13 protein-coding genes are annotated in these 13227 nt (G+C 69.4%); 9 read left to right on the forward strand and 4 right to left on the reverse strand.

Annotation, left to right across the window (positions count from 1 at the left end):
- Positions 1 to 21: 21 nt before the first annotated feature.
- From N803_RS11235 to N803_RS11245, 3 genes are read left to right on the forward strand one after another with little or no spacing between them, the layout of a single operon-like run.
- Positions 22 to 1098 (forward strand): lipase family alpha/beta hydrolase, encoded by a 1077-nt coding sequence (locus tag N803_RS11235; RefSeq protein WP_052112196.1) that lies wholly within the window; start codon positions 22 to 24, stop codon positions 1096 to 1098.
- A complete protein-coding gene (gene zwf / locus N803_RS11240; protein ID WP_035905313.1) occupies positions 1095 to 2576 on the forward strand; it encodes a glucose-6-phosphate dehydrogenase in 1482 nt (493 codons plus the stop codon). The genes N803_RS11235 and zwf overlap by 4 nt, the downstream gene beginning before the upstream one ends.
- Positions 2577 to 2611: 35 nt before the next feature.
- Positions 2612 to 4342 carry an MFS transporter gene (locus N803_RS11245; protein ID WP_281175004.1) on the forward strand — a complete coding sequence of 577 codons (1731 nt, stop codon included), beginning with the start codon at positions 2612 to 2614 and terminating at the stop codon, positions 4340 to 4342.
- A 4-nt stretch (positions 4343 to 4346) separates the two neighbouring features.
- Here N803_RS11245 and N803_RS11250 read toward each other — a convergent pair whose 3' ends face one another.
- Positions 4347 to 5576, reverse strand: coding sequence for a diacylglycerol/lipid kinase family protein (locus tag N803_RS11250; RefSeq protein WP_052112197.1), 1230 nt, complete (start codon positions 5574 to 5576; stop codon positions 4347 to 4349).
- Between the two features lie 67 nt (positions 5577 to 5643).
- Between N803_RS11250 and N803_RS11255 the strand changes: the two genes are divergently transcribed.
- Positions 5644 to 6174: a DinB family protein gene (locus tag N803_RS11255; RefSeq protein ID WP_035905594.1), complete on the forward strand. Its 531-nt coding sequence runs from the start codon at positions 5644 to 5646 to the stop codon at positions 6172 to 6174.
- Between the two features lie 4 nt (positions 6175 to 6178).
- Here the strand turns inward: N803_RS11255 and N803_RS11260 are convergent, their stop codons facing one another.
- From N803_RS11260 to N803_RS11270, 3 genes are read right to left on the reverse strand one after another with little or no spacing between them, the layout of a single operon-like run.
- On the reverse strand, positions 6179 to 6550 hold the full coding sequence (locus tag N803_RS11260) for a type II toxin-antitoxin system death-on-curing family toxin (RefSeq protein WP_035905318.1): 372 nt from the start codon (positions 6548 to 6550) through the stop codon (positions 6179 to 6181).
- Entirely contained in the window at positions 6551 to 6754 is a 204-nt protein-coding gene (locus N803_RS11265; protein WP_035905319.1) for a ribbon-helix-helix protein, CopG family, read from the reverse strand.
- Between the two features lie 24 nt (positions 6755 to 6778).
- Positions 6779 to 7438, reverse strand: coding sequence for a DUF4328 domain-containing protein (locus N803_RS11270; protein WP_156969755.1), 660 nt, complete (start codon positions 7436 to 7438; stop codon positions 6779 to 6781).
- Positions 7439 to 7513: 75 nt separating this feature from the next.
- Between N803_RS11270 and serS the strand changes: the two genes are divergently transcribed.
- The 5 genes from serS to N803_RS11295 all read left to right on the forward strand — a co-directional run bounded on the left by serS (position 7514) and on the right by N803_RS11295 (position 13102).
- Positions 7514 to 8782 carry a serine--tRNA ligase gene (gene serS, locus N803_RS11275; RefSeq protein ID WP_035905324.1) on the forward strand — a complete coding sequence of 423 codons (1269 nt, stop codon included), beginning with the start codon at positions 7514 to 7516 and terminating at the stop codon, positions 8780 to 8782.
- 74 nt (positions 8783 to 8856) lie between these two features.
- Positions 8857 to 10254, forward strand: coding sequence for a sensor histidine kinase (locus tag N803_RS11280; protein WP_035905326.1), 1398 nt, complete (start codon positions 8857 to 8859; stop codon positions 10252 to 10254).
- Between the two features lie 67 nt (positions 10255 to 10321).
- Positions 10322 to 11008, forward strand: a complete 687-nt coding sequence (locus N803_RS11285; protein ID WP_245617224.1) for a response regulator — start codon at positions 10322 to 10324, stop codon at positions 11006 to 11008.
- Between the two features lie 34 nt (positions 11009 to 11042).
- On the forward strand, positions 11043 to 11936 hold the full coding sequence (locus N803_RS11290; protein ID WP_035905328.1) for an ABC transporter ATP-binding protein: 894 nt from the start codon (positions 11043 to 11045) through the stop codon (positions 11934 to 11936).
- The gene (locus tag N803_RS11295) at positions 11933 to 13102 is read left to right on the forward strand and encodes an ABC transporter permease (RefSeq protein WP_035905331.1); all 1170 of its coding nucleotides are present in this window, start codon (positions 11933 to 11935) and stop codon (positions 13100 to 13102) included. Before N803_RS11290 ends, N803_RS11295 begins: the two co-directional genes overlap by 4 nt.
- Positions 13103 to 13227: the final 125 nt, after the last annotated feature.

Below are 13227 nucleotides of genomic sequence, written 5' to 3' on the forward strand. Positions count from 1 at the left end.
GGTTTGTCTACTCTCGACGGCATGACCGAGGAGCTCCCTCCCACTGACGCCAGTACGACGGACGTCGACCCGGGCGCTGCTTCGCCGACGGCTGTCGAGGCGCTGCTGACTCGCGGCGTGAAGCGGGTCGCGGGCGTCGCCGACCGCGTCGTCCACCACCGAGTCGTCAACGATGCGCGTGCCGTCATCAACGCCGCCGCCGGTGACACTCTCGCGACGGCCGGTTCGGCCCTCTCGCACACCATGGGCGTCCGGGTGCTGGGGCATTCGATCCCCCTGACGAGGGAGGGGCTCGCCAACGCCTTCCCCCAGGCCTCCGAGGAGGTCGTCGTCCTCATCCACGGCCTGATGGTGACCGAATCCTGTTGGGAACAGGGCCAATTCGGACCGCAGCTCGAGGGCGACCTCGGCTTCACGAGTGTTGCGGTGCGCTACAACACGGGCCTGCGGATCTCGCACAACGGTCGTGAACTCGATCGGGTCCTCACCGCCCTCGTTGCCCACTGGCCCGTCCCCGTGACCCGGCTCGCCCTCGTCGGCCACTCGATGGGCGGTCTCGTCCTGCACAGCGCCCTGGCTCAGGCGGCGGACGACGCACCGTGGGTCGGGCTCGTCAGCGACACCATCACCCTCGGGTCACCGCACCTCGGTGCACCCCTCGAACGTGCCCTCGCCGGGACCACCCGACTCACCGGCGCCGTGCGGCACGGGGCCGGGCTCGGTCGCGCGTTGGGCCGACGCAGCGTCGGGATCCAGGACCTCGCTCGCGGCCGGATCCTCGACGAGGAGTGGAACGATCCAGTGGCGACCGGCCGCCGATGGCGACGGGTCGACGTTCCGCTGCGGGCCGGCATACGCCATCTGGCAATCGTCGGACTGCTGGGCAAGAAGATCAACGGACCCATCGCGCAACTCATCGGCGACGGAATCGTCCCGGCATCGAGCGCCCGAGGTTCGGGACGGAAGGCGCCGCGCAGCCGCCGGTTCGCGGGGGAGGACGTCGTCGTCCTTCCCGGGGTCGGTCACCTCGCGCTCGTCCACGACCCTTCGGTGTATGCCGCGATTCGCGAGCGACTCGGTGCCAGAGTGGACCCATGAGCGAGACGACGGCCCCCACGACGGTCATCCTCTTCGGCGCGACGGGCGACCTTGCCAAACGCAAGCTCATCCCCGGGATGCTCCACCTGTTCCAGTCGAAGCTGCTCGACGACCTGCGAGTCGTCGGGACCTCGCTCGACGACATCTCCTCCGACGAGTTCCGCGACCTCGCGCACGAGGCGATCAAGGAGTTCTCGACGCGCGTCCTCAACGAGGCGGAATGGAACGAGTTCGCCCAGAGGCTCGACTACGTCCCGATCTCCGCCGGGCCCCAGGCGCTGAGAGATGTAGTGCGGGCAGCCGAGGAGAGGTTGCCGGGGGACACCGAGCTGCGTCTGCACTACCTGTCGGTGCCGCCCAAGGCGGCTCTCTCGGCGATCCAGACCATCGCCGAGGCCGGGCTCGTCGAGCGCAGCCGAGTCGTCATGGAGAAGCCGTTCGGCACCGACTACGCCTCGGCGGTCGAACTCAACCGGCGCGTGCACGAGGTCTTCCGCGAGGAGCAGGTCTTCCGCATCGACCACTTCCTCGGCAAGGAGCCGGCGCAGAACATCCTTGCGTTCCGCTTCGCCAACGGCCTGTTCGAGCCGATCTGGCACCGCAACAGCATCGCGCACGTGCAGATCGACGTGCCCGAAACGCTCGGCCTGTCGACGCGTGGCGACTTCTACGAGAACACCGGCGCCTATCGCGACATGGTCGTGACGCACCTCTTCCAGATCCTGGCGTTCACGGCGATGGAGCCGCCGACATCGCTGGAACCGGGCGCGATCAGCCGGGAGAAGAACAAGGTCTTCGAGTCGATGCAGCCGATTCAGCCCAGTGACGTGGTCCGTGGTCAGTACCTCGGCTACCTCGACGAGCCGGGCGTCGCGCCCGACTCCGACACAGAGACGTTCATCGCGCTCAAGTGCTACATCGACAACTGGCGCTGGGCGGGAGTGCCCTTCTTCCTGCGGACCGGCAAGCGGATGGCCGAGGGTGCACGCATCATCTCGATCGCCTTCAACGAGCCGCCGCAGTCGATGTTCCCGCCCGGCTCCGGCGTCGGCGACCACGGACCCGACCACCTCACCTTCGACCTCGCGGACAAGGCCCGGATGTCGTTGTCCTTCTACGGCAAACGGCCCGGTCCGGGCATGAAGCTCGACAAGCTGTCGATGCAGTTCGCCATGCAGGAGACGACGTGGGCGGGCGCCGTGCTCGAGGCGTACGAGCGGCTCATCTATGACGCGGTGCGTGGTGACCACACGCTCTTCACCTCTGCCGAGGGCATCGAGCGCCTGTGGCAGATCAGCCAGCCACTGCTGGACAACCCGCCGGTCGTGCGGCCCTACGCACCGGACACCTATGGCCCCAACCAGATCCACCAGCTCGTGGCGCCGCACACCTGGCGGCTGCCGTTCGAGCGGAAGTGGCGCGACAAGAACCCCGACCCGGGCCCGCAATCGCCGATCGAGGGCGGCGCCCGGGGCTGATCGTGACGGCACCGCGTCCGGCGGTGCGCGGCGGTGTGCGGCGGACCAGTCCATGTGGGTCTGGTCCGGGACCGGACGGCATACCTAGATTCGGACGATGGTGCCTACGGGGGAGCGGCCGGCTCGGTCCCGCTCTCGACGCCTTCACGAGCAACGCTCGCAACCGCAACCTGCGCAGGGCGCAGCTGAGTTTCCTCGGCGCCTGGACGGCTGAATGGGCCTTCACCGTCGGGCTGGGCATCGTGGCCTACCGTTCCGGCGGGGCCGCCGCGGTCGGGCTCGTGGGCCTCCTGCGGATGGTGCCGTCGGCGGTTCTCGCGCCACTGCTCTCGCCCCTGGCGGACCGGGGGAGACGCGAACGCGTGCTCGTCGTCGTGTCCACGGTTCGTGGACTCGCAACGGCTGCCGCGGCTGCGCTGGTGGCGGTGGACGGTCCGGTGGCGGTCGTCTATGCCCTCGCGGTGGTGTCGACGATCGCGGCCACGCTCTTTCGACCGGCTCATTCGGCCCTGCTCCCGTCCCTGTGCCACACCGGTCACGAGCTGGCCAGCGCCAATGTCGTGCGAGGGCTCCTCGACTCCGCCGCCACGCTCATCGGACCTCGGCTGGCTGCGGTGCTCCTCGGTCTGAGTGGCGTCGAGATGGTGTTCGCGGTGTCGGCCGCCGCGTCGCTCTGGTCGGCGGCGCTCGTGGTGGGACTGCGTTATGACGCCCCACCGCGGCCGGATGCAGGGCGAGCCTCCCGGCTCCTGCCGGAGGCCGCCGAGGGACTGCGCGCCGTGGCCTCGAACGGCGGTCTGCTGCTCGTCTTCGGACTGGGAGCGGCACAGGCCCTGACCCGTGGTGCCCTCACAGTCCTGTCGGTCGTCGCCGCGATCGAGCTCCTTGGGACGGGTGAGTCCGGGGTCGGCGCGCTCATGACCTCGGTCGGGGTGGGTGCGGTGCTCGGATCGCTGGCGGCGTCACTCCTCGTGAGCACCACCCACCTCGGGCGGTGGTTCGCACTCGGCATCGGCCTGTGGGGTCTGCCGCTCGCCATCGTCGGGTCGGTGCCGGTCGAACCCGTCGCGCTCGGCGTCCTCGCCCTGATCGGGGTGGGCAACGCCCTGGTCGACGTCGCCGGCTTCACCCTCATGGCGCGGATGGCCCGGGACGAGGTCCTGGCCCGGGTCTTCGGAGTGTTCGAGAGTGTCGTGGCCCTGTCGGTTGGGCTCGGTTCCCTCGTCGCCTCGCTGCTCGTCGAACGATTCGACACCAGCACGGCGCTGATCGTCGTGGGCCTGGTCTGTCCGGTCCTTGCGACTCTGGCGCTGTCGCGACTCGGCCGCCTCGACCTCGCGGTCGGTGCCCTCGACGAGGACGTCACTCTCCTGCGAGGGGTGTCGATGCTCGCCCCGCTACCCCTGCCCGCCGTCGAGGGGCTGGCCCGTGGCCTGCGTCCGTTCGAGGTCGCCGCCGGAGAGACGGTGTTCCGTCAGGGCGACACCGGCGACGAGTGGTTCGTCATCGAGTCGGGGACGGTCGACGTCCTGGGCGACGGTCAGGTCGTGACGACGCTCGGCCCCGGGGAAGGGTTCGGGGAGATTGCGCTGCTCCGGGACACTCCGCGCACCGCGACGGTCGTCGCGCGGGAGGATCTGCACCTGCGTGCGCTGTGCGCCGACCACTTCGTCCCGGTCGTGCTGGGGCACCCTCACAGCACCCGCCGGGCAGGCGCCGACGTCGACGAACTCCTCGACCGGTTCCACCCCCACGAGGAGGAGTGAGGCGTCAGACGTAGCGGCCCAGCTCGTCAACGGCAGCGACGGCGGTCGTGCGGACGATGAGCGACTTGGGCCGCACATCGAACCGGACGTCCTTCGCGTGTCCGATGACGTCGCCGTCGATCTCCACCATCTGCGGTTCGTCCAGCGACACGAGGATCGACTGGCAGCGGTAGCGGTCGAGCTTGGGGTGGTTGCGCCCGCGCTTGGCGAGCACGTGCACGGCCACACCGGCCCAGCCGACGATGCCCTTGGGGGTGATGGCGACGACATCGAGCACGCCGTCGTCCACCTCGGCGTCGGGCATGAGGGTGATGCCGCCCGTGAGGCGGCCGCAGTTGCCGACGACGACCGTGCGGGCCGTGTGTGCGATGGGCTCGCCGCCGTCGATGCGCAGGCGCGTCGCGAAGCGAGCACCCAGCAGGTTCTTGGCCCCGGTTGCGACGTAGGCGCCCCAGCCGATCCGGGCCTTGGCCTCTTCACTCGTGCCGTGCATGATGCTCGCGTCGAGGCCGAGCCCGGCCATGACGAGGAAGGCGTGCCCCTCGTCCGATGCCTCCGCCGCTTCCACCACCTGAGCTCCTTGGGCGGCTTCGGGCGCGTCCACCGCGTCGCGCGGCTCCGCTCCGTCGCCGGGCTCCGCTGCGTCGGCAGCGCCGGCAGCGTGCACAACGTCCGGGTCGAGCGTCACCCAGCCGACGTCAATGTGGCGGTTCCGGCCCGTGAGGGCGACGTCGATCCCACCGATGAGACCGAGCGGCAGGCCGAGGTTGCGGCCCAGCAGGTTGCCGGTTCCGGCCGGGATGAGGCCCATCGGCGTCGATGTCCCGGTGAGGACCTGCGCCACGGCGCGCACGGTCCCGTCCCCACCGATGGCACACACGAGGTCGACGCCGTCTGCGAGTGCCGCGCGGGTCTGGCCGACCCCGGGGTCCTCGGCCGTCGTCTCGAGGATGAGTGGCTCGTCCCAGTCGTCATGCCCGGAGACCGTGCGTCGGATCAGCTCCCGGGCTGAGGCGACGTTCTCGAACTTCGTCGGGTTGATGACCACGGCGACACGCTTCTTCGGAGCCGGCTCATCCTCGTCCGACCCCTGCCGGAAGGAGGAACGCGCCGGCCGCTTGGGCGACGCGTGACGACCTCCGCCTCGGCCGAGGCCGACGACGACGGCGGCTCCGAGACCGACGATCAGCAGGAGAGCGAGGATCACCAGGATCACGGGCCACGAGTCGTTCACGTCAGGGACCGTACCCCACGGTCAGCGCCCCTCTTCCGACATCGCCGATCCGCCCTACCCTGTGGACATGAGCGAGATCGTGCCGGACGACAAGGACTGGACCTGGACTCTCGAGCGTCCCTGCCCGGACTGTGGTTTCGACCCCACGACGGTCGACGGGCCCGACATCGCGAGTCTCGTCACGGCATACACGACGCCGTGGACGGACGTCCTCGCGCGACCGGACGTGGCCGCTCGACCCAACCCGAGCACGTGGTCGCCCCTCGAGTACGCGTGCCACGTCCGTGACGTCTGCGACCTCTTCGCCGACCGTGTGCAGCTGATGCTCGACGAGGACGGTGCCCGCTTCGCGAACTGGGACCAGGACGTCACGGCGGTCGAGAGTGCCTATGCCGCGCAGCCGCCCGTCGTCGTAGCGTCCGAGATTCCCGTGGCCGCCGCGCGACTCAGTGCCGCGTATGCCGGCGTGTCCGGTTCGCAGTGGGAGCGTCGCGGCGTGCGGTCCAACGGTTCGGAGTTCACGGTCCTGACGTTGGGGCGCTACGGCCTGCACGACCTCCGCCACCACGTGTGGGACGTCGGCGCGTCGGTGGACTGACGGGTCAGACGCGCGGTTCGTTCCTCAAGCGCTCCGCGATGTCGGGAACCGCAGTGATCGCACCGGTGGACACCTCGATGATCAGGTCGTAGGCCTCGTCGTTCGTGAGGCTCAGCCGTCGCCCGTTCAGACCGTAGGTCGCGATGGCCGATGCCAAGGCGAGTCTCTTGTTGCCATCGATCAGGGCGTGGTTGCGGGCGATCGATTGGACGAGCGCTGCCACCTTGAGGTCGAGGGATGGGTAGGCGTCGTCACCGAAGACCGTTGCGCGTGCCCGCGACACGGCTGACTCGAGCAGACCGATGTCACGGATGGACACGTCACCGAGCGTCACCTCGGCGACGCGGAGCAGGTCATCGAGGTCAAGGAGTTCCATCTACTGTCCGAGCCGGTCGAGGGCGTCCTTGTAGCGGGGGAGTTCGGTGGCGAGCACGTCATCGAGAGCCGCTCGACGGTCCTGACGCGCGACGTACTCGCGGACGGCCTGGCGGGCAACCTCCTGCATGGACCGCCCCTCATGCCGGGCCCGCTCGCGGAGGGCCTCGGATTCCTGGTCGGTAAGTCGCAGTGTCATGGCCATGGCTCCGACGGTATCACTGTGGTATCACTGCTCGCCATGGCCGGCGAGCTCGTGGGCCATGGCGCGGACCACCCCGCCGAGCAGAGCCGTCGACAGACCGGCGAGGCACAGGTACACGACCAGGAACGTCGTGTCGACGTCGCGGAAGAACACCGTCAGCGCCCACACGAAGCTCGCTCCCCACGCCGTGGCCCACGCAGACATCACCCAGGGTCGGGGGGCGAGAGGCGAGTTGGCGCCGCGGCGGTCGGACTGCTGCCACTTCGCACTCGCCCACAGGTCGCCGAACATTCGATGCGGCACGAGGATGTGCGCGACGGGGATGAACCACGCCACGAGGAACCACTCGCGGTTGAACTGCTCGGTCGTGGGGTCCACCCGACGCGTTCCCGCGGCGACGAAGCACCACGCGCCGGCGCCGAGGACGAGACCGGTCTGGAGGATGCCCACCACCTGAGCCGCGAAGCCGAAGAGTCCACCTGACGCCGAGCCGATCTGGGCCAGCCCGGCCAGCCCGGCGAACACGGCCGCGAGCCCGGCACTCACGGCATACAGGGTGGTCGTCGCGCGACCGAACCACAGCGGGAGGTCCGGTCGCGGACGACGGGTGTGGGAGCGGTGCGCGCCGCGCCGGTCGTCGGCGTGGCTGGTCAGGCGGACGGAAGTGGGGATCGAGGTTGTCATGTCGATGAGTGTTGCGGGGATCGCGAAAACGGCCGCGGAGTTATCCACAGCCTCCGCGCCATTAGGCTGGCGCGCGTGATTGATCTGAAGCTGCTCCGCGAGAACCCCGACCGCGTGCGCGCCTCGCAGCGCGCCAGGGGCGAGGATGAGTCCGTCGTCGACGCCATCCTCGCCGCGGAGGAGAAGCAGCGGTCCTCTCTCACCGCGTTCGAGCAGTTGCGCGCCGAGCAGAAGTCGATGGGCAAGCAGGTCGCGCAGGCCCAGGGTGACGAGAAGCAGGCGCTCCTCGCCCGCACCAAGGAGATCGCCGCGCAGGTCAAGGCCAACCAGGCTGCCGCCGACGAGGCCGCCGCAGAGCTCGCCACGCTCCAGCGCAGCATCGGCAACGTCATCGACGAAGCCACCCCTGCCGGTGGCGAGGACGACTACGTCGTGCTCGAGGAGGTCGGCACGCCGCGGGACTTCGCGGCGGAGGGCTTCGAGCCCAAGGACCACCTGACCCTCGCCGAGGGTCTGGGTGCCCTCGACATGGCGCGCGGTGCCAAGGTCAGCGGCTCGCGCTTCTACTTCCTCAAGGGCGTCGGAGCCCGCCTCGAGATGGCGATGCTCCAGCTTGCGATGCAGCGCGCCATCGAGGCCGGGTTCGTCCCGATGATCACGCCGACCCTCGTCAAGACCGACATCCTGGCGGGCGCCGGCTTCATCGACCACCACGCCGAAGAGGTCTACCGCCTCGAGGCCGACGACCTCTGGCTCGTCGGCACGAGCGAGGTCGCGCTCGCCGGCTACCACGCCGACGAGATCCTCGACCTGTCGCAGGGTCCGATCCGCTACGCCGGCCAGTCGACCTGCTACCGCCGCGAGGCCGGCAGCTATGGCAAGGACACCGCGGGCATCATTCGCGTCCACCAGTTCAACAAGATCGAGATGTTCGTCTACTGCAAGCCCGAGGAGGCGGCCGAGGAGCACCAGCGGCTGCTCGGGTGGGAGCGAGAGATGCTCGACCTCATGGAGCTGCCCTACCGCATCATCGACACCGCCGCGGGTGACCTCGGTGGTCCGGCCGCGCGCAAGTTCGACTGCGAGGCGTGGGTCCCGACGCAGGGCAAGCACCGCGAGCTCACGTCGACGTCGAACTGCACGACCTTCCAGGCGCGCCGCCTCAAGACGCGTTACCGCGTCGATGGCGGTGGCACCGAGGTCGTCGCCACGCTCAACGGCACGCTCGCCACGACGCGTTGGATCGTCGCCATCCTCGAGAACCACCAGCAGGCCGACGGTTCCGTCGTCGTCCCCAAGGCGCTGCGCCCGTTCATCGGGCTCGACGTCCTCACGCCTGCCTGAGCGCGCCCTCCGGGGGGGGGCCTCCGCCTCGGGACGGATCCTTCCGTCGTGGTTCCGTCCCTAGGCTGAGGGGTATGCCGTCCGCCCGCCCTTCGCTGTCGTCTCGCGTTGCGGGGTTCTTCGCCCTTGACGACGACTGGCAGCGGCCCTCGCCACCCATCGGCGCGGGTGACCTGGCCCTCGCCGCCTGTTTCGCCCTCTTCGGGATCCTGTCGCTCGAGTTCGTGCGCTCGGTCACCGACCTCGAGGTCGGCGGGCAGCCCGTGTGGGTCCAGTGGCTGGCGGTGCTGTCGAGTGCGGCGCTGCTGATCTGGCGCCGGACGCACCCGTTGCTCATCGGGCTGCTCGCGGCCCTGCACATGTTCGTCGTCGGGGTGACCATGCCCGGGGTGATGGGGCAGTTCTCGCTGCAGGTGCTGTATTTCAGCGCGATCTACTCGGCCGTCGCCTGGGCGGCGAGTCGGCGCACCGCCATTCTCGTCGCGGGCGGCGTGAGCGTGTTCATGCTGCTCTGGATCGCGTGGCAGCTGGCGCTCGGTTCCGGAATCCAGGAGATCGTCGACGGCACGCGCGACATCGAGTCACAGGGAGCCTTCGACCCGATCTTCGCCGGGGTAGCCCTCACTTTCGTCATCAACATCGTGTACTTCGGTGGCGCCATCGTCATCGGTCAGGTCGCGTGGCGTGGTGCCCGACAGCGCGCTCGCCTCGAGGAGCAGGCCGAAACGATTGCCGCACAGGCGGATTCACTGCAACGCCGGGCCGTCGTCGACGAGCGACTGCGCATCGCCCGTGAACTGCACGACGTCGTCGGGCACCACGTGTCCGTCATCGGCGTCCAGGCGGCCGCGGCCCGGCGGGTGCTCGACCGGCGACCGGACGAGGCGGCCTCTGCCCTCGCCCACATCGAGACCAGCTCACGCGACGCCGTCACCCAGATGCGCAGCCTCCTCGGCACCCTGCGAGAGATCGAGGATGAGGCCGAGGCGGGTGCCCGTCCGGCCGGGGCGATGGGGACGCAGGGCCGCTCCCCTGATCGTCGCCCGGAGCCCACGCTGTCGGACCTGGCCGACCTCGTGGCCGAGCGGGACACGGGAAGTCTGCGGACGGCATACCACCTCATCGAATCCCGGGAAGGTGCGCACGCGGAGATCGCGGCGCCCATCGGACTCTCGCTCTACCGCATCGTGCAGGAGGCGCTGGCCAACATCTCGCGCCATTCGACGGCCTCCGCCGCCGACGTCTTCACTCGCGTGGTGACCGAAGGGGCGGGGTCGCCCTATGCCGAGGTCGAGGTGCTCGACAACGGCCGACCGCGCGCCGGGACGTCCGGCTCGGGCCTCGGTCAGCTCGGCATGCGGGAGCGCGCAGCGTCGCACCACGGCATCGTCGACATCGGGCCCCGTCCGACCGGGGGATACCGTGTCCGCGTGCGAATTCCGTTGGGGGAGATCGACATTGCCGGGGTCTGAGCCAGTCATCGCACCGATCCGGGTGCTCATCGTCGACGACCAGGCGCTCGTGCGGTCCGGTTTCCGCATGATGCTGTCCGTCGAGGACGACATCGAGATCGTCGCGGATGTCGCCAATGGTGAACTCGGCCTCGCCGCCGCCCGTGAGCACTCGCCGGACGTCATCCTCATGGACGTGCAGATGCCCGTCATGGACGGGATCGAGGCCACTCGCTCGATCGTCGCGCAGGACCTCGGACGGGTCATCATCCTCACGACGTTCGACCGGGACGACTATCTCTTCGACGCACTGCGCGCCGGGGCCAGCGGCTTCCTCCTCAAGAACTGCGAGCCCGACCAGCTCACCGAAGCCATTCGCGCGGTGGCCGGAGGGCATGCCCTCCTCGCACCGGAGGTGACGACCCGGGTCATCGCCGCGATGACGGCGGGCGGGCAGGGTGCCGGTGCCGGGTCCGGTGGCTCGGCGGGTGGGCCGGGCGGCGGGGCGACCGGACGCGCCACGTCACACGTCGGGTCGGCCGACCAGCTCGACCGCCTCACCGACCGCGAGCGGGAAGTGCTGGCCCTCATGGCCCGCGGTCGCTCCAACTCGGAGATCGCGGGTGAGCTCTTCCTCGGCGAAGCCACGATCAAGACCCACGTCTCCAACACCCTCGCCAAGCTGCACCTGCGCGACCGGGTGCAGGCCGTCGTCTTCGCCTACGAGGTCGGGCTCATCCGCCCGGCGGAGAACGGCCTTCCCCCCCAGGACTGATCCGGCCCGTGCCGTCCGCTCCTAGCGTGGAGGCATGAGTTCAGAACTTCTCGAGGTCGACGGGCTGCGCCGGACCTTCGGCGATGTCGTGGCCGTCGATGGTGTGTCCTTCACAGTCCCCGGCGGCCAGATGACCGGCTTCGTCGGCGGCAACGGTGCGGGCAAGACGACCACGATGCGGATGATCATGGGTCTGCTCGCCACCCACGGGGGAGAGGTGCGGTGGAACGGCTCGCCCATCACGACCCTGGACCGGCGCCGCATCGGCTACATGCCCGAGGAGCGCGGCCTCTATCCGAAGCAGAAGGTCCTCGACCAACTCACCTATCTCGGCGAGCTCTCCGGGATGACCGCAGCGGCCGCCCGGGCCAGCGTCATGGAGCACCTCGAGCGCTTCGGCCTCGAGGACCGTTCGACCGAGCGCGTCGAGAAGCTCTCCCTCGGCAACCAGCAGCGCGTCCAGATCATCGCCGCGCTCATGACCCAGCCCGACGCGCTCATCCTCGACGAGCCGTTCTCCGGCCTCGACCCGCACGCCGTCGACTCGATGGTCGACCTCCTGCGCGAGCACACCTCCCGCGGCATCCCCGTCCTCTTCAGCTCCCACCAGCTCGACCTCGTCGAACGCCTCTGCGACCGCCTCGTCGTCCTGGCCAAGGGACGCGTCGTCGCGGCCGGCAGTGTCGGCGAACTCCGCAGCGCCGGGCCGGTCCGCTACCGGCTCACGCTGGGAGGTGACGCGGGATGGCTTCGCGACCTGGCCGGCATACACGTCCACGACGTCGACGGGAGCACAGCGCTCCTCGAGTTCACCAACGAAGCCGCTCGACCCGCTCTGCTCACCGCAGCAGCCGAGCGCGGCGACGTCCTCGACTTCGCCCGCCAGGTCCCCGCCCTGTCCGAGATCTACCGAGAGGTGACGTCATGACCGGCACCGCGTGGATGACCGTGGCCCGCCGCGAGATCATCACCAAGCTCACCGACAAGACCTTCCTGCTGAGCACTTTCGGGCTCGTCGCGATCCTCGCCGGGGTCCTGGGTGTCCAGGCGTTCATGGCGAACCGGGCGACCGAGTATGCCGTCGTCACGAGTTCCAGCGCGGCGCACCAGATGGCCGAGCTGGTCAAGACGGGTGCCGAGGCGGAGGACGACAAGCTCACCGTGACGCTGTCCGAGGCAACCGACGACACTGCCGCCCAGACGAAGGTGCGCGATGGGGATGCCGTCGCGTGGCTCCACCAGGGCGACGACGGCTGGGTCCTCACCGGCAAGGATGACGTCCCCGGCGACCTCCTCACGGCGGCGACGACCGTCATCCGCGACGAGACGCTCACGGTGAACGCTGCCGCCGCGAATACCTCCGTCGAAGACCTGCAACGCGGATCCGAAGTCAGCACAACGCTTCTGGACGCCGACGCCGACCGAGCCGGGGTGGCCAAGGCGGTCGGGTTCGCGCTCGCCATGCTCTTCTATCTCGCGTCCTTCACGTTCGGACTGGCGCTCGCCAACAGCGTCGTCGAGGAGAAGGCGAGCCGCATCGTCGAGATCATCACGACGAAGATCTCCGTGCGCGAACTGCTTGCCGGCAAGGTCATGGGCAACCTCGCCCTGGCGTTCGCGCAGATGGCGCTGTTCGTCGGCGTCGGCTTGGTCGGGCTGTCCTTCACGGAGTACGACCGGTTCCTGCCGATGATCTCGGGTGCGGTGGGGTGGTTCGTGGCCTTCTTCGTCGTCGGCTTCGGGCTCCTCGCGTGCCTCTGGGCGGTGGCGGGTGCCCTGGCAACGCGGACGGAGGACGTGCAGTCGACCTCGACGCCGTTGACGATGCTCACGGTGGCGGTGTTCTTCGCCGCGATGCTCGCCGACGGCGTGATCAAGGTCGTGCTGTCCTTCGTGCCGCCGTTCTCGGCGATCCTCATGCCCATGCGGGTGCTCGAGGGATCGGCGCCGTGGTGGCAGGCCCTCGTGGCGCTCGCGATCCTCCTCGTGACGGCCGGGCTCATCGTGCGCGGGGCGGCGCGGCTCTACCAGCGCTCGCTGCTCCAGACGCAGGGCCGGCTCAGCCTCCGTCAGGCCTGGTCCACCCCGGAGTGACGCTGGCGACTTCTTGCGCTGTTGGGACGCGTGCGATCGGCCGTAGGCCTCCGCCGCGTGTCCCAACAGCGCAAGCAGTCGAGATGCGTGGACGGGATTTGACAAGGACAGGCTTACCTAATTTA

The organism is Knoellia subterranea KCTC 19937, assembly GCF_000768685.1.
Taxonomy (GTDB): domain Bacteria; phylum Actinomycetota; class Actinomycetes; order Actinomycetales; family Dermatophilaceae; genus Knoellia; species Knoellia subterranea.